The sequence below is a fragment of the Kitasatospora sp. NPDC036993 genome (assembly GCF_055607525.1).
In genome coordinates, this window is sequence record NZ_JBVJRP010000016.1 from 145,816 (window position 1) to 161,850 (window position 16,035).

Annotated in this window: 15 protein-coding genes; 9 read left to right on the forward strand and 6 right to left on the reverse strand. The window is 71.3% G+C overall.

Features of this window, described 5'->3' with window-relative positions:
* Positions 1-32 precede the first annotated feature (32 nt).
* Complete coding sequence (locus ACZ7C5_RS29500; RefSeq protein ID WP_470323812.1) at positions 33-653, forward strand: GTP-binding protein; 621 nt, start codon at positions 33-35, stop codon at positions 651-653.
* The gene (locus ACZ7C5_RS29505) at positions 650-1,843 is read left to right on the forward strand and encodes a cytochrome P450 (RefSeq protein WP_401089925.1); all 1,194 of its coding nucleotides are present in this window, start codon (positions 650-652) and stop codon (positions 1,841-1,843) included. Before ACZ7C5_RS29500 ends, ACZ7C5_RS29505 begins: the two co-directional genes overlap by 4 nt.
* 156 nt (positions 1,844-1,999) lie before the next feature.
* Here the strand turns inward: ACZ7C5_RS29505 and msrB are convergent, their stop codons facing one another.
* The 4 genes from msrB to ACZ7C5_RS29525 all read right to left on the reverse strand — a co-directional run bounded on the left by msrB (position 2,000) and on the right by ACZ7C5_RS29525 (position 5,293).
* Entirely contained in the window at positions 2,000-2,404 is a 405-nt protein-coding gene (gene msrB, locus ACZ7C5_RS29510) for a peptide-methionine (R)-S-oxide reductase MsrB (RefSeq protein ID WP_188297013.1), read from the reverse strand.
* Positions 2,405-2,445: 41 nt separating this feature from the next.
* Positions 2,446-3,855: a UDP-N-acetylmuramate--L-alanine ligase gene (gene murC / locus ACZ7C5_RS29515; RefSeq protein WP_401089928.1), complete on the reverse strand. Its 1,410-nt coding sequence runs from the start codon at positions 3,853-3,855 to the stop codon at positions 2,446-2,448.
* Positions 3,856-3,988: 133 nt separating this feature from the next.
* A complete protein-coding gene (locus ACZ7C5_RS29520; RefSeq protein WP_188297012.1) occupies positions 3,989-4,450 on the reverse strand; it encodes an indole-3-glycerol phosphate synthase in 462 nt (153 codons plus the stop codon).
* Between the two features lie 51 nt (positions 4,451-4,501).
* Positions 4,502-5,293 carry a pyrimidine reductase family protein gene (locus ACZ7C5_RS29525; RefSeq protein WP_470323795.1) on the reverse strand — a complete coding sequence of 264 codons (792 nt, stop codon included), beginning with the start codon at positions 5,291-5,293 and terminating at the stop codon, positions 4,502-4,504.
* Between the two features lie 109 nt (positions 5,294-5,402).
* Here ACZ7C5_RS29525 and zapE point away from each other — a divergent pair, with 109 nt between their 5' ends.
* From zapE to ACZ7C5_RS29555, 6 genes are all read left to right on the forward strand, one after another.
* Complete coding sequence (gene zapE / locus ACZ7C5_RS29530; RefSeq protein ID WP_470323813.1) at positions 5,403-6,446, forward strand: cell division protein ZapE; 1,044 nt, start codon at positions 5,403-5,405, stop codon at positions 6,444-6,446.
* A 61-nt stretch (positions 6,447-6,507) separates the two neighbouring features.
* Positions 6,508-6,882: a type II toxin-antitoxin system RelE/ParE family toxin gene (locus tag ACZ7C5_RS29535; protein ID WP_401089932.1), complete on the forward strand. Its 375-nt coding sequence runs from the start codon at positions 6,508-6,510 to the stop codon at positions 6,880-6,882.
* Positions 6,879-7,187 carry a helix-turn-helix domain-containing protein gene (locus ACZ7C5_RS29540; protein WP_401089934.1) on the forward strand — a complete coding sequence of 103 codons (309 nt, stop codon included), beginning with the start codon at positions 6,879-6,881 and terminating at the stop codon, positions 7,185-7,187. Before ACZ7C5_RS29535 ends, ACZ7C5_RS29540 begins: the two co-directional genes overlap by 4 nt.
* A 44-nt stretch (positions 7,188-7,231) precedes the next feature.
* Complete coding sequence (gene uvrB, locus ACZ7C5_RS29545) at positions 7,232-9,322, forward strand: excinuclease ABC subunit UvrB (RefSeq protein WP_188297009.1); 2,091 nt, start codon at positions 7,232-7,234, stop codon at positions 9,320-9,322.
* Positions 9,323-9,588: 266 nt separating this feature from the next.
* Entirely contained in the window at positions 9,589-10,167 is a 579-nt protein-coding gene (locus ACZ7C5_RS29550) for a TerD family protein (protein ID WP_188297008.1), read from the forward strand.
* Between the two features lie 191 nt (positions 10,168-10,358).
* Entirely contained in the window at positions 10,359-11,336 is a 978-nt protein-coding gene (locus ACZ7C5_RS29555) for a TerC family protein (protein WP_470323796.1), read from the forward strand.
* 73 nt (positions 11,337-11,409) lie between these two features.
* Here ACZ7C5_RS29555 and ACZ7C5_RS29560 read toward each other — a convergent pair whose 3' ends face one another.
* Both ACZ7C5_RS29560 and ACZ7C5_RS29565 read right to left on the reverse strand, forming a co-directional pair.
* A complete protein-coding gene (locus ACZ7C5_RS29560) occupies positions 11,410-12,063 on the reverse strand; it encodes an MBL fold metallo-hydrolase (RefSeq protein ID WP_401089937.1) in 654 nt (217 codons plus the stop codon).
* Positions 12,064-12,108: 45 nt separating this feature from the next.
* Positions 12,109-12,837 carry a maleylpyruvate isomerase family mycothiol-dependent enzyme gene (locus tag ACZ7C5_RS29565; protein WP_470323797.1) on the reverse strand — a complete coding sequence of 243 codons (729 nt, stop codon included), beginning with the start codon at positions 12,835-12,837 and terminating at the stop codon, positions 12,109-12,111.
* A gap of 267 nt (positions 12,838-13,104) precedes the next feature.
* Between ACZ7C5_RS29565 and uvrA the strand changes: the two genes are divergently transcribed.
* Entirely contained in the window at positions 13,105-16,017 is a 2,913-nt protein-coding gene (gene uvrA / locus ACZ7C5_RS29570) for an excinuclease ABC subunit UvrA (protein WP_470323798.1), read from the forward strand.
* Positions 16,018-16,035 lie beyond the last annotated feature (18 nt).

A 16,035-nucleotide genomic window follows, 5' to 3' on the forward strand; every position in this document is an offset into this window, starting at 1 on the left:
TGGGCTACCTGCCCGACCAGGACCAGACGCTGATGAAGCTGGTGGTGGCCGGCCCGTTCGGGGTCGGCAAGACCACCCTCATCCGCACCCTCTCCGAGATCGCCACCCTGCACACCGAGGAGGCGATGACCGAGACCGGCCGGCCGGTGGACGACCTGGTGGGCCTGCCCGAGAAGACCACCACCACCGTCGCCGTCGACTTCGGCCGGCTCACCCTGCCCGGCAACGTGGTGCTCTACATGTTCGGCACCCCCGGCCAGCGCCGCTTCTTCCCGCTCTGGCAGGACATCGCCCGCGGCGCTCTGGGTGCCCTGGTGCTCGCCGACACCCGGCGGCTGGCCGACTCCTTCGAGATCATGGACATGGTCGAGGAGCAGGGCCTGCCGTACGCCGTCGCCGTCAACCGCTTCCCGGACGCACCGGACCACCCGGTCGAGGTGCTGCGCACCCACCTGGACCTGCACGCCACCACCCCGTTGCTGCTCTGCGACGCCCGGCAGCGCGACAGCAGCCTGGACGCGCTGATCGCGCTGGCCGAGCACGTCCTGGACGTCCTGCCCGCAGCCCCTGACGCCCCTGACGCCCCTGGGGCCCCTGGCACCCCAGACACCTCCGACACCCCCGACACCCCCGCCATCCCGGAGCAGCCGTGACCGTCGAGTCCCGCCCGACCCCGATCCACGGCCCGGTCTTCGCCGCCGACCCCCAGCTGGTCTACGAGCGGCTGCGGCGGCACGGCCCGGTCGCCCCGGTGGAGATCGCGCCCGGCGTCGAGGCCCTGCTGGTCACCGACTACCAGGCCGCGCTGGACCTGCTGCGCGACACCGACACCTTCTCCAAGGACTCCAGGGCCTGGCAGCGGACCGTCCCGCCGGACTCCCCGCTGCTCCCGGTGCTCGGCTACCGCCCGACCGCGCTGTTCAGCGACGGCGCGACGCACGCGCGCTACCGGGCGGTGATCACCGACGCCCTGGCGCTGCTGGAACCGCACCGGCTCCAGCGCCAGGTCGCCGAGACCGCGCACCGGCTGATCGACGAGTTCGCCGCCGTCGGGCACGCCGACCTGATCGCCGCGTACGCCCGCCGGCTGCCCGCCTTCGTGCTCACCACCTGGTTCGGTGTGCCGCAGGAGCAGCGCGCCGACGTGGTGGCCGCGATCACCGGGCTGATCGAGTCCACCGCGCAGGCGGGCGCCGCGTACGGGAAGCTCCTCTCGGTGGTCACCGCGATGGTCGCCGAGCGCCGTGAGCGCCCCCGGCACGACCTCGCCTCCTGGTACGTCACCCACCCGGTCGGGCTGGACGACGACGAGGTGATCCGGCAGATCACCCTGACCCTGATCGCCGGGCACGAGCCGACCACCAACCTGATCGGCAACGCCCTGCTGCGCCTGCTCACCGACGCCCGCTACGCCGGCTCGCTGTTCGGCGGCGCGATGACCGCCCACCAGGCGATCGACGAGGTGCTCTGGCACGAGCCGCCGATGGCCAACCTCTCCGCCCACTACCCGCGGTACGACATCACCTTCCACGGCCGGGAGATCAAGGCGGGCACGCTGCTGCTGGTCTCGTACGCGGCCGCCAACTCCCAGGCGGCGCCGCCCGCGGAGGACGGCGGGCTGCGCAGCGGGGAGAGCGCCCACCTGGCCTGGGCGGCCGGCCCGCACGCCTGCCCGGCCCGGGACCCGGCCCTGCTGATCGCGATCACCGCCATCGAGCAGCTGGGCAGCCGCCTCAGCGACCTCGAACTGTCCACTCCCGCCGAGGACCTGCTCTGGCGCCCGGGCCCGTTCCACCGCGCCCTGATGCACCTGCCGGTCCGCTTCGAACCGGTCGCGGGATAGCCGGACGGTTCGCGGGCAGGTCGCGGGGAGGTCGCGGGGAGGTCGCGGGCCGGTCCCGGGGCAGCACCGGTGCGGCACCGGACGGTTCGCGGGGCGGGCCTTCGGCAGCACGGAGGCCCGGACACCGCGCGGTGTCCGGGCCTCCCGCCGTCCGTTCTACTCGGCCGGCTTCAGCGTCAGCGAGACGCTGTTGATGCAGTACCGCTGGTCGGTCGGCGTGCCGTAGCCCTCGCCCTCGAAGACGTGCCCGAGGTGCCCGCCGCAGCGGGCGCAGCGCACCTCGACCCGGCGCATGCCGAGCGAGTCGTCCTCGATGTACTGGACCCGGTCCCCGGCCAGCGGCGCGTAGTAGGACGGCCAGCCGCAGTGGCTGTCGAACTTGGTCTCGGAGCTGAACAGTTCGGCCCCGCAGGCCCGGCAGCCGTACACGCCGACGGTCCTGGTGTCGGTGTACTCACCGGTGAACGGGCGCTCGGTGCCCGCCTCGCGGAGCACGTGGTACTCCTCGGGGCTGAGTTCGGCGCGCCACTCGGCCTCGGTCTTCTCGATCTCGTAGCTCATCTCACGGCTCCCGGTCGTGGCGTACGTCGGACGGACGTGGGTCAGACGTTGGAGGCAACGTTCGCGAGGTGCCTGAGGATTTCCGGCCCGAGGTTGGTGACGTCCCCCGCGCCCATGGTCAGCAGCAGGTCGCCCGGGCGGGTGAGGCCGGCCAGCAGGGCGGGGGCGGCGTCGAAGGAGTGCTCGGCGGTGACCTCGGCGCCGGCCCGGCGGGCGGCGTCGATGATCAGCTCGCTGGTCACGCCGGGGATCGGGTCCTCGCGGGCCGGGTAGATGTCCAGCACCACCGAGGCGTCGGCCAGCGCCAGGGCCAGGCCCATCTCCTCGGAGAGCTGCTGGGTGCGGCTGAACAGGTGCGGCTGGAAGACCACCAGCACCCGGCCCCCGCCGGTCAGGCCCTCGCGGACGGCCTCCAGGTCGGCGGTCATCTCGGTGGGGTGGTGGGCGTAGGAGTCGATCACCTGGACCCCGGCGGCCTCGCCCTTGAGCTGGAGGCGGCGGCGCACCCCGGTGTAGGCGCCGAGCGCCTTGGCCAGGTCGGCGGCCGGGACGCCCAGCGCGACGCCGGCGGCCAGCGCGGACACCGCGTTGTGGGCGTAGTGGCGGCCGGGCACCGAGACGGTGAAGGCCAGCTCGGTGCCGTCCAGCAGCACCGTGACCTCGCTGGTCATGCCGTGGGCGACCACCGACAGCACCCGCAGGTCGGCGTCCTCGGCGGCGCCGACCGTCACCACGTTCAGGTCCTCGCGGCCCGCCACCCTGGAGGTGAGCTCGCGGGCGCCGTCGTGGTCGGCCGAGACCACCAGGGTGCCGCCGGGGACGATCCGGCCGACGAAGGTCTCGAAGGACTCGTAGATCTCCTCGATCGAGGCGTAGTTGGCGTGGTGGTCCAGTTCCACGTTGAGCACGATCGCAACCTCGGGCGCGTACTTGTGGAAGCTGCGGTCGCTCTCGTCCGCCTCGGCGACGAAGATCTCACCGGTGCCGTGGTGGGCGTTGGAGCCGGGCGCGTCGAGGTCGCCGCCGATCGCGTAGGACGGGTCCAGGCCCAGCTCGCCGAGGGCGACGGCGAGCATGCTGGTCGTGGTGGTCTTCCCGTGGGTGCCGGCCACCGCCAGCGCCCGGTGGCCGCCCATCAGGGCGGCCAGCGCGTCGGAGCGGTGCACCACGGGGATGCCGCGCTCGTGGGCGGCGACCAGCTCCGGGTTGTCGGCGCGGATGGCGCTGGAGACGACCACGCTGCTGGTGCCGTCCGGCACGTGCTCGGCGGCGTGGCCGACGTGCACGGTGGCGCCGAGGGCGCGCAGCGCGAGGACGGTCTCGGACTCCTTGGAGTCGCTGCCGGAGACGCCGGCACCGCGCACGGCGAGGATCTTCGCCAGGCCGGACATCCCGGCGCCGCCGATGCCGATGAAGTGCGGGGCGTGCAGGTCGTGCGCGGCGTCGTTCAAGGCGGGGCTCCGTACGGGCGGGGGCAGACAGGTCGGGCGGACGGGTCCCGGCGGGCGCCGGCTCGGGAGCCGACGCGGGAATCGTCCTCGCGGGCGGACCGCAAGGACGATTCTGCACCACCGGCGCGCCGGGCTAGGAGTCGCTGGCGAACAGCCTGAGCACCGGGACCCCCACCTTGTGCCGGGCCTGGGAGGCCCAGTCGCGGTGGAAGAACTCCTCCACGAAGTGGGGTGAGGTGAGCACCACGACCTCGTCCGCCCGGTGCTCCTCGACGACCGCGCGCAGCCGCTCCAGCGGCTTCTCCTCCACCAGTTCGCCCACCGCCGCCGCCTTCGCCGAGCGCAGGTGGCGCAGGCTGTGCTCCAGCGACTCGGTGGCCACGGTCGGCCCGCTCTCGGACTCGTCGTGCTCGTGCACCACCTTGTCGAGGTGGCCGAGGGCGACGTCGTCGAGCGCCCGCAGCAGTTCGTCCTGCTTGCCGCGCGGCTGCATCAGGACGACGAAGGACACCTCCTCATCGCCGTGGAGCGTGGTGACGAGCTCCACGTCCGCGTCGGAGAGAGCCTTTTCGATCATCAGTACCGTCTTGAACACGTGAGTCCCTTCCAGTGGCCGGCCCCCGGGCCCCGGCATCGCATAACGGCATCACGATCGGGGGGTCACGGGGTCATCCGAACCGGGGTGACGCAGGTAACGGGTGAAGAGGAATCCTTTCTGCTCGATCAATGAGACCAGTCGCATCCGCTGCACGTCCGGCATTCGCGCATCGTGCAGGATGCGCGGCGCGTCGCCGCCGGTGAGCAGCGGGGCCAGCGACAGGCACAGCTCGTCCAGCAGGCCGGCCCCCGCCAGCCGGCCCAGCAGGCGCGGGCCGCCTTCGGTCAGCAGCCTGGTCCAGCCCCGCTCGGCCAGTGCCGCCACACCCGCCCGCAGGTCCACCGCGCCGGTGCCGGCGACCACCAGGTCGGCCACCTCGGCGACCGCCCCGCGGCGCTCCGCCGGGGCGTCCTCGGTGGTGATCACCACCGTCCTGACCAGCGGCTCGGTGAACAGCGGCGCGGTCAGGTCCAGCCGAAGGGAGCGGCTCACGACGGCGATCGCCGGGGCCGGTGCCTGCCCCGCGGCCGCCCGGGCCGCCGCGAACTCCCGGCGCGCCCTGGCCGGCCGGTAGCCCTCGGCGCGGACGGTCTCGGCACCCACCAGTACCACGTCGGACAGCGCCCGCAGCACCCCGAAGATCCGCTTGTCCGCGTCGCCGGAGAGCCCCTCGGACAGCCCGTCCAGCCTGGCCCCGCCGTCCAGGCCGGACACCATGTTGGCGCGCAGCCACGGGCGCCCCTGATTCACCTGTTCGGGGTACGCGTAGACGGCGGCGAGCGATTCCAGTGCGGCCGGATCGTCGAAGCGTTCACCCGGCGGGCTGATCAACTGTTGCATGTTCTCAGTCTTCCACCGGAGACCGAGGGTCGTTCGGACGGCGTACGGAGCAGGCGTACCCTCTACTGATGTGCCCGCAGCCTCCCACTCCGCCACCACGACCGAGCCGATAGCCGCCGCACACGCGTCCGGCTCCCCGATCGCGCTCACCGACCGCCGCCCCGTCGTCCCCGCCGAGCGGCTCGTCGCCGAGATGGTCCCGCCGCCCCGGTTCGCCGAGGTGAGCTTCGGGACGTACATCCCGGACCCGACCCAGCCGAGCCAGTACGAGGCCGTCCAGGTCCTGGAGCAGTTCGCGGCCACCCTCACGGGAGGAAACGGTTCCGCGCCCAAGCGCAGCTGGTTCCTCCGCTCCGCCCCCGCGCCCAGCGGCCCGGCCGGCGTCTACCTCGACGGAGGGTACGGCGTCGGCAAGACCCATCTGCTCGCCTCCCTCTGGCACGCCGCCCCCGGCCCCAAGGCCTTCGGCACCTTCGTCGAGCTGACCAACCTGGTCGGCGCGCTTGGCTTCCAGCAGGCCGTGCGGACCCTCTCCGGGCACCGGCTGCTCTGCATCGACGAGTTCGAGCTGGACGACCCGGGCGACACCGTGCTGGTCTCCACCCTGCTCGGCCGGCTGGTCGACAACGGCGTCAAGCTGTGCGCCACCTCGAACACCCTGCCGGAGAAGCTCGGCGAGGGCCGCTTCGCCGCCGCCGACTTCCTGCGCGAGATCCAGGGCCTGTCCGCGCACTTCCGCCCGATGCGGATCGACGGCCAGGACTACCGCCACCGCGGCCTGCCGGACGCCCCGCCGCCGTACACCGACGAGGCCGTCGAGGACGTCGCGGCCCGCACCCCCGGCGCCTCGCTGGACGACTTCGACACCCTGCTCGCCCACCTCTCCGCCGTCCACCCCAGCCGCTACGGCGCGCTGCTGGACGACGTCACCGCGGTCTGCCTGCGCGGCGTCAAGCAGGTCGACGACCAGTCCACCGCGCTGCGCCTGGTCGTGCTGGCGGACCGGATGTACGACCGCGAGCTGCCGATCACCGCCTCCGGCCTCCCCTTCGACGAGGTGTTCCCGGAGGAGATGCTGCGCGGCGGCTACCGCAAGAAGTACCTGCGCGCCGTCTCCCGCCTGGTCGCCCTGGCCCGCGACAGCGCCAAGTAGGTTCCGCCCGTAACCCGCGCTCCCGGTCGGGCGTTGTCCCTCCCGGAACAGAGGGGGAGCCATGGACGGGGCGCGGGTGGGCTACACGATCGAGATCGAGCCCGAAGTGCGCACCTGGCTGCGCAGCTGCGCACTCGCGGAGTACCGGGCGGCCGAGCGTGCCGCGGACCGTCTCGCCGAGGACGGGGAACTGCTGCCCTTCCCACTGGCCAGCCACCTCGGCGGACCGCTGCGGGAGCTGCGGATCGGGCCGATGCGGATCACCTACTGGCTCGCCCCCGGTCGACGGGCTGTGCTGCTGACCGTCTTCCGCAAGACTAGGAACCGCGAGAGCGACGAGGTCGAGCGGGCCCGTCGCGCCCAGAAGGAATGCGAGGCCGAGCACGCGCCGGCCGACGACCACGAGGTGTACGACAGGGACGAGGAGGAGCGATGAGCAGCGGCTACCACACCCGCTGGGTCGTACCGCCGGAGCACCGCGAGAGCGAGGAGTACCGGGCGGCCGGGCGGCGGATGGCGCTGGCCGAGGCCGTGTACGCCCGCCGGTCCGCGCTCGGCTGGACCGTCGCCGAACTCGCCGAGCGGGCCGGGCTGGACGAGGAGACGGTCGAGAGCATCGAGGAGAGCGGGGTCGATCCGACACTTCCGCTGATCGAGCGGCTTGCCGCCGCCTTCGACTCCGCCGTGCGGATCGACCCCGCCCGTGAGCCGGCCATCCGGTTCGAGGCGCACGCGGCCTGACCGGAGCCGCCCCGCCTGTCAGTGGTGGGTCGTACCGTGGAGTGGTGCGTCCCATCACGAGTATTGAGCGGTCCGTGGCGCCCTTCGAGGTCGTCAGCCCCTTCCAGCCGAACGGCGACCAGCCGGCGGCGATCGCCGAGCTGGAACGGCGGATCAGGGGAGGGGAGAAGGACGTCGTGCTGCTCGGTGCCACCGGCACCGGCAAGTCGGCGACCACGGCGTGGATGATCGAGAAGCTGCAACGGCCCACCCTGGTCATGGCGCCGAACAAGACGCTGGCCGCGCAGCTGGCGAACGAGTTCCGCGAGCTGCTGCCGAACAACGCGGTCGAGTACTTCGTCTCGTACTACGACTACTACCAGCCGGAGGCGTACGTCCCGCAGACGGACACCTACATCGAGAAGGACTCCTCGATCAACGAGGAGGTCGAGCGGCTGCGCCACTCGGCGACCAACTCGCTGCTCACCCGCAGGGACGTGATCGTGGTCGCCTCCGTCTCCTGCATCTACGGCCTCGGCACCCCGCAGGAGTACGTGGACCGGATGGTGCCGCTCAGGATCGGCCAGGAGGTCGACCGGGACGAGCTGCTGCGCCGCTTCGTGGACATCCAGTACGCCCGCAACGACGTGGCCTTCACCCGCGGCACCTTCCGGGTCCGCGGCGACACCATCGAGATCTTCCCGGTCTACGAGGAGCTCGCCGTCCGGATCGAGATGTTCGGCGACGAGATCGAGGCGCTGTACACGCTGCACCCGCTCACCGGCGAGATCATCAGCCAGGACGAGTCCGTCTACGTCTTCCCCGCCTCGCACTACGTGGCCGGCCCCGAGCGCATGGAGCGCGCGATCACCGGCATCGAGACGGAGCTGGAGCAGACGCTCGCCCGGATGGAGAAGCAGGGCAAGCTGCTGGAGGCCCAGCGGCTGCGGATGCGCACCACCTACGACATCGAGATGCTGCGCCAGATCGGCACCTGCTCGGGCGTCGAGAACTACTCGATGCACTTCGACGGCCGCGAGCCCGGCTCCCCGCCGAACACCCTGCTCGACTACTTCCCGGAGGACTTCCTCCTGGTCATCGACGAGTCGCACGTCACCGTCCCGCAGATCGGCGCGATGTACGAGGGCGACGCCTCGCGCAAGCGCACGCTGGTCGAGCACGGCTTCCGGCTGCCGTCCGCGATGGACAACCGCCCGCTGAAGTGGGAGGAGTTCCTGGAGCGGATCGACCAGACGGTCTACCTCTCGGCGACGCCCGGCCCGTACGAGCTGTCGCGCGGCGACGGCCAGGTCGAGCAGATCATCCGGCCGACCGGCCTGATCGACCCCGAGGTGATCGTCAAGCCGACCGAGGGCCAGATCGACGACCTGGTGCACGAGGTCCGCCGGCGGGTCGAGCGGGACGAGCGCGTGCTGGTCACCACGCTGACCAAGAAGATGGCCGAGGACCTCACCGACTACATGCTCGGGCTGGACATCAGGGTCCGGTACCTGCACAGCGACGTGGACACCCTGCGCCGGGTGGAACTGCTGCGCGAGCTGCGGGCGGGCCGGTTCGACGTACTGGTCGGCATCAACCTGCTGCGCGAGGGCCTCGACCTGCCCGAGGTGTCGCTGGTGGCGATCCTGGACGCGGACAAGGAGGGCTTCCTGCGCTCCGGCACCTCGCTGATCCAGACGATCGGCCGCGCCGCCCGCAACGTCTCCGGCCAGGTCCACATGTACGCGGACAGGATCACCCCGTCGATGGAGAAGGCCATCGACGAGACCAACCGTCGCCGGGTCGTGCAGCAGGCCTACAACAAGAAGCACGGGATCGACCCGCAGCCGCTGCGCAAGAAGATCGGCGACATCCTGGACACCCTCGCCCGCGAGGACGTGGACACCGACGAGCTGCTCTCCACCGGCTACCGGAACCAGGGCAAGGGCAAGGCGCCGGTGCCGTCGCTGGGCGCGGACCGCAAGCCGGCCAAGTCCCTGCCGGCCGCCGAACTGGCGGACCTGATCCAGGAGATGACCGACCGGATGCACACGGCAGCCGCCGACCTCCAGTTCGAGGTCGCGGCCCGGCTGCGCGACGAGGTGAAGGAACTGAAGAGGGAGCTGCGGCAGATGCGCGAGGCCGGGGTGGCGTAGCCGGCCCGCCGGGGCGCACCCGGCGGGCCGGCCGGGCTTGGCCGGAATGACACCGGTCAAGCCCGGAGGTGTCTCAGGCTTGCCACAAACGGGGAGACCCTGGGGAGCCGGGGGCCTCGCAGGCCCTAGGCTGGCCTGCGGCATCGTGCCCTCGGGACGGGGTGGCGGGCCGTACGCAGAGGGGGCCTCAGCCGGGGGACGGCGACGGGGTGTTCCATCGTGGAGCCGCGCGGCGCGACCGTGCGGCCGGCAGAGAGGACAACGTCGTGTCGGTGAACCTCGCCAAGGGGCAGCGGGTCAGCCTCCAGAAGGGGCCGGGCAGCGCCCTGACCGTGGTCCGGATGGGCCTCGGCTGGCAGGCCGCCCCCAAGCGCGGGCTGTTCGGCAGCCGTACCCGGAAGATCGACCTGGACGCCTCGGCGCTGCTGTACGCCGAGAAGACCCCGTCCGACGTGGTGTTCTTCTCGCACCTGGAGAGCAACGACGGCTCCGTCCGGCACACCGGGGACAACCTGGAGGGCGGCTCGGGGGCCGAGGACGACGAGGCGATCCTGGTCGACCTGGTGCACGTGCCCGTGAACATCACCCAGGTGGTGTTCACGGTGAGCTCGTACACCGGGCAGACCTTCGCCGAGGTCGAGCGGGCGCACTGCCGGCTGCTGGACGAGACCACCGGGCTGGAGCTGGCGCGCTACGAGCTGGCGGGCGGCGGGCCGCACACCGGGCAGATCATGGCCAAGGTGGTCAGGGACGGCAACGGCGGCTGGGAGATGCAGGCGATCGGCGCGCCCGCGAAGGGGCGGACCTTCCAGGACCTGCTGCCGGCGATCGAGCCGTACCTCTGACGGTTCTTTACCTTCTTTACCTTTCCTTGCCTTCCCTGTTACTCTCGACGACAGCGGAGGGGAGTATTCCTCGACAGCCGACCCCGTCATCACGGGTGCCCGTCGTGGCACCCCGGGGCGCTGGCCCGATGGGCGGAAGAGACCTCCGGCAGTGACGATGACTGTCTCGCCTACCTGCCGGAGGAGCAGTAGTGGACGTTTCCGTAACCATGTGGGTTTCCACGATCCTGGTGCTGATCGCACTGATCGTGGCGGACTTCTTCATCGGAGGGCGCAAGCCGCACGAGGTCTCGATCAAGGAGGCCGGGATCTGGACGGCCGTCTGGGTCGCCCTGGCGGTGCTCTTCGGCGGCTTCCTCTGGTGGCACTCCGGGGGGAAGCCGGCGGGCGAGTTCTTCGCCGGCTACATCACCGAGAAGTCGCTCAGTGTCGACAACCTCTTCGTGTTCATCCTGATCATGGGCAAGTTCGCGGTGCCCAGGATCTACCAGCAGCGTGTGCTGATGTTCGGTGTGATCATCGCGCTGGTGCTCCGGGCGGTGTTCATCGCCGGCGGTGCCGCGCTGGTCTCCGAGTTCTCCTGGGTGTTCTTCATCTTCGGCGGCTTCCTGATCTGGACGGCCTGGAAGCTGGTCAAGGAGGCCCGCGCCGAGGAGGAGGACGAGGAGTTCGAGGAGAACCGCGTGCTCAAGTCGATCACGCGGCGCTTCCCGGCCACCGAGGACTACCGCGGCACCAGGCTGTTCGTCCGGGAGAACGGCCGCCGGCTGATCACCCCGATGCTGATCGTGATGCTGGCGATCGGCACCACGGACGTGCTGTTCGCGCTGGACTCGATCCCGGCCATCTTCGGCCTGACCCAGGACCCGTACATCGTCTTCACCGCCAACGCCTTCGCCCTGATGGGCCTGCGCCAGCTGTACTTCCTGATCGGCGGCCTGCTGAAGAAGCTGGTCCACCTGTCGTACGGCCTGTCGGTGATCCTCGGCTTCATCGGCGTGAAGCTGGTGCTGCACGCGGCGCACGAGGCGGGCGCGACGTGGGCCCCGGAGATCGGCATCCCGTTCTCGCTGGGCTTCATCGTGGTCGTGCTGGCGATCACCACCTTCACCAGCCTGCGGGCCTCGAAGCAGGCCGAGCAGGCCGAGCGCGAGAAGCTCGACGCCTGACCCGCCGCGCACGCGCCGAGGCCCCCGTGACCGCCATCCGGTCGCGGGGACCTCGGCCGTTCGGCGGGGCGGGCTACCAGCCGCGCTCGCGCCACTCCGCCAGGTGCGGGCGCTCCGCCCCGAGAGTGGTGTCGTTGCCGTGGCCGGGGTAGACCCAGGCCTCGTCCGGCAGGACGTCGAAGACCTTCTCGGTGACGTCGCGGTAGAGCGTCCTGAAGGCCTCCGGGTCGCCCCAGGTGTTGCCCACGCCGCCGGGGAAGAGGCAGTCGCCGGTGAAGACGTGGGGGTGGCCCTGCGGGTCGTCGTAGACGAGCACGATCGCGCCGGGGGTGTGGCCGACCAGGTGCCGGACGGTGAGCCCGACCTCGCCGACCCGCAGCGTGTCCCCGTCCGCGAGCAGCAGCTCGGTGGGGACCTCGATGCCCTCGGCGTCGTGCTCGCCGGCCGCGGTGCGGGCGCCGGTGGTGGCGACCACCTCGGCCAGCGCGCCCCAGTGGTCGTGGTGCCGGTGGGTGGTGACCACGGTGCCCAGTTCGTCGCCGACGGTCTCCAGCAGTGCCGGGGCGTCCGCGGCGGCGTCGATCAGCAGTTGCTCGTCGGTGGCCCGGCAGCGCAGCAGGTAGGCGTTGTTGTCGTACGGGCCGACCGCCACCTTGGTGATGATCAGGTGGGCCAGCTCCCGTACGTCCGGCGGTCCGCCGACCTTGACCGCTCCGTGGTACGTCATCCGTTCGCTCCCTCTCCAGTGGCTCCTGGGATCATCCTCGCGCCGTCAGCCCATCGGGGGAAGCGGGGGGAGGGCGGTGTCGGGGGTGCGGCGCAGACCGGTGCCGTCGGAGCGGCCGGAGAGCCAGGCGGTGAGGGCGCGGACGGGGCCCTCGACGGTCAGGGCCGGGGTGCCCGAGCCGATCACGGCGCGGTCCCCGGTGTCCTCGGCCGCGAGGGAGACGGCGGGCAGCCCGGCGTCGTCGGCCAGGTTCGCGGCGAGCCTGCGGAACTGGGCGACGGCGAAGGACTCCGGCCAGTGCGCGGGGGTGTAGCCGGCGTCGAGGTCGACGTGGTGGAACTCCAGCTCCACCACGCGCTTGGCCGGGATCCCGTGGGCCGGGAAGACGTAGCCGAAGCGGTGCCTGACGGACGCCGCCCAGTCCTCGGGGGCCAGCAGCGCGGCGGCCTCGGCGAAGCGCTCGTGCGACGCGCGCAGGTCGTCGAGCTGGACCTCCAGCGGGCGGGGCGCGTCGCGCTCGATGTCCCGGTCGCGGGCCTCGCCGCTCGTGTACTGCGGGATGTCGGTGCCGGTGCGGGCTCCGGTGAGCAGGTTGACCAGGGAGTCGGCGTTGCGGGCGAGGTGGGCCAGCACGTGGCCGCGGGTCCAGCCGGGCAGCGCGGAGGGCTCGGCGAGGGCCGCGGGCTTCAGTTCGGCCACGGTGTGCAGCAGGTGCCGGGTGCTCTCCTCGACCTGGGCCAGGGACCGGGTGGCGGCGGACTGCGGGTCGGTCATCACATCTGCCTTCGGTGGGGGCGGGGCGTTGCCCGCCCGGGGCTTCGCTCGTTGACCAGGTGACGCTATCGCCGAATCCCGGCCCTGAGCAGGGCCTTTTTCGGTCCGGGTACGGACGGTCCGGAGGTCGGCTTCACTCGTTCGGGTGGGCCCGGCTGGACAAGGTCGATATTCGAACGTCTGAGCTATAGGCTGGCTGCCGCATCCTGGAAGAAGCAGCACATCCCGACGCAAGCCCTCTCGCCCCGGAGAAAGGCGCCAGAAGCAGTGGCCGACCGCCTCATCGTCCGCGGTGCTCGCGAGCACAACCTCAAGAACGTTTCGCTCGACCTGCCCCGCGACTCCCTCATCGTCTTCACGGGCCTCTCCGGCTCCGGCAAGTCCTCGCTCGCCTTCGACACGATCTTCGCCGAGGGCCAGCGCCGCTACGTGGAGTCGCTGTCCTCGTACGCCCGCCAGTTCCTCGGGCAGATGGACAAGCCCGACGTCGACTTCATCGAAGGCCTCTCCCCGGCCGTCTCGATCGACCAGAAGTCCACCAACCGCAACCCCCGTTCGACCGTCGGCACCATCACCGAGGTCTACGACTACCTGCGCCTGCTGTTCGCCCGGATCGGCAAGCCCCACTGTCCGCACTGCGGCCGCCCGATCGCCAAGCAGTCCCCGCAGGCGATCGTGGACAAGGTGCTGGAGCTCGCCGAGGGCACCCGCTTCCAGGTGCTGAGCCCGGTGGTGCGCGAGCGCAAGGGCGAGTTCGTCGACCTCTTCGCCGACCTCCAGTCCAAGGGCTACTCCCGCGCCCGCGTCGACGGCGAGACGATCCAGCTCGCCGAGCCGCCGAAGCTCAAGAAGCAGGAGAAGCACACCGTCGAGGTGGTGATCGACCGCCTGACCGTCAAGGACAGCGCCAAGCGGCGGCTCACCGACTCGGTGGAGACGGCCCTGCGGCTCTCCGGCGGCATGGTCGTGCTCGACTTCGTCGACCTCCCCGAGGACGACCCCGAGCGCGAGCGGATGTACTCCGAGCACCTCTACTGCCCGTACGACGACGTGTCGTTCGAGGAGCTGGAGCCGCGCTCGTTCTCCTTCAACTCGCCGTTCGGCGCCTGCCCGGACTGCTCGGGCCTGGGCAACCGGATGGAGGTCGACGCCGAGCTGGTCGTCCCCGACCCGGAGCGCTCGCTGGACGAGGGCGCGATCCACCCGTGGTCCGCCGGGCACGCCAAGGAGTACTTCCAGCGCCTGATCGACGCGCTGGCCGGGGAGCTCGGCTTCCGCACCGACATCCCCTGGGCCGGGCTGCCCGCCCGCGCCAGGAAGGCGCTGCTGTACGGGCACAAGCACCAGGTGGAGGTCCGCTACCGCAACCGCTTCGGCCGCGAACGCTCGTACAGCACCGGCTTCGAGGGCGCGATCCCGTTCATCCAGCGCCGGCACACCGAGGCGGAGAGCGACAGCAGCCGCGAGCGCTTCGAGGGCTACATGCGCGAGGTGCCCTGCCCGACGTGCCGGGGTACCAGGCTCAAGCCGGTGGTGCTCGCGGTCACCGTCGAGGACAGGTCGATCGCCGACGTCTCCTCGATGTCGATCAGCGACTGCTCCGAGTTCCTGGGCGCGATGAAGCTCAACGCCCGGGACAAGCAGATCGCCGAGCGGGTCCTCAAGGAGGTCAACGAGCGGCTGCGCTTCCTGGTCGACGTCGGCCTGGACTACCTCTCGCTCGACCGCGCGGCCGGCACCCTGTCCGGCGGCGAGGCCCAGCGCATCCGGCTGGCCACCCAGATCGGCTCCGGCCTGGTCGGCGTGCTGTACGTGCTGGACGAGCCGTCGATCGGCCTGCACCAGCGGGACAACCACCGGCTGATCGAGACGCTGGTGCGGCTGCGCGACATCGGCAACACCCTGATCGTGGTCGAGCACGACGAGGACACCATCAAGACCGCGGACTGGGTGGTCGACATCGGCCCGGGCGCCGGCGAGCACGGCGGCAAGGTGGTGCACTCCGGCTCGCTGAAGCAGCTGCTCACCAACAAGGAGTCGCTGACCGGCCAGTACCTCTCCGGCAAGCGGTCCATCCCGATCCCGGACACCCGCCGCGAGCGGGACAAGAAGCGCCAGCTGACCGTCCACGGAGCCCGCGAGCACAACCTCAAGGACGTCACGGTCGGTTTCCCGCTCGGCACCTTCACCGCGATCACCGGCGTCTCCGGCTCCGGCAAGTCGACGCTGGTCAACGACATCCTGTACACCCACCTCGCCCGGGAGCTGAACGGCGCCCGCAGCGTGCCGGGCCGGCACACCCGGATCACCGGCACCGACCTGGTGGACAAGGTGGTGCACGTCGACCAGTCGCCGATCGGCCGCACGCCGCGCTCCAACCCGGCCACCTACACCGGGGTGTTCGACCACGTCCGCCGGCTCTTCGCGGAGACGCAGGAGGCCAAGGTCCGCGGCTACCTGCCCGGCCGGTTCTCCTTCAACGTCAAGGGCGGCCGCTGCGAGAACTGCTCCGGCGACGGCACCATCAAGATCGAGATGAACTTCCTGCCGGACGTCTACGTGCCGTGCGAGGTCTGCCACGGCGCCCGGTACAACCGGGAGACGCTGGAGGTGCACTACAAGGGCAAGTCCATCGCCGAGGTGCTGGACATGCCGATCGAGGAGGCGCTGGCCTTCTTCGAGGCCGTCCCGGCGATCGCCCGGCACCTGCGGACGCTCAACGACGTCGGCCTCGGCTACGTCCGGCTCGGCCAGTCCGCGCCCACCCTCTCCGGTGGCGAGGCGCAGCGCGTCAAGCTCGCCTCGGAGCTCCAGAAGCGCTCCACCGGGCGGACGGTCTACGTGCTGGACGAGCCCACCACCGGTCTGCACTTCGAGGACATCAGCAAGCTGATCAAGGTGCTCAGCGGGCTGGTGGAGAAGGGCAACACGGTGATCGTCATCGAGCACAACCTCGATGTGATCAAGACCGCCGACTGGGTCGTCGACATGGGCCCCGAGGGCGGCTCCGGCGGCGGCAGCGTGGTCGCCGAGGGCACCCCGGAGCAGATCGCCGCCGTCTCGGAGAGCCACACCGGCAAGTTCCTGCGGGACATCCTTCCGGGTGGCTTCGCGGACGCCCCGGTGGCCGCCCCGGCGAAGAAGGCACCGCGCAAGCGCGCGGCCGCCGCGAAGAAGTAGCCCCGCGCGCCTACCCCG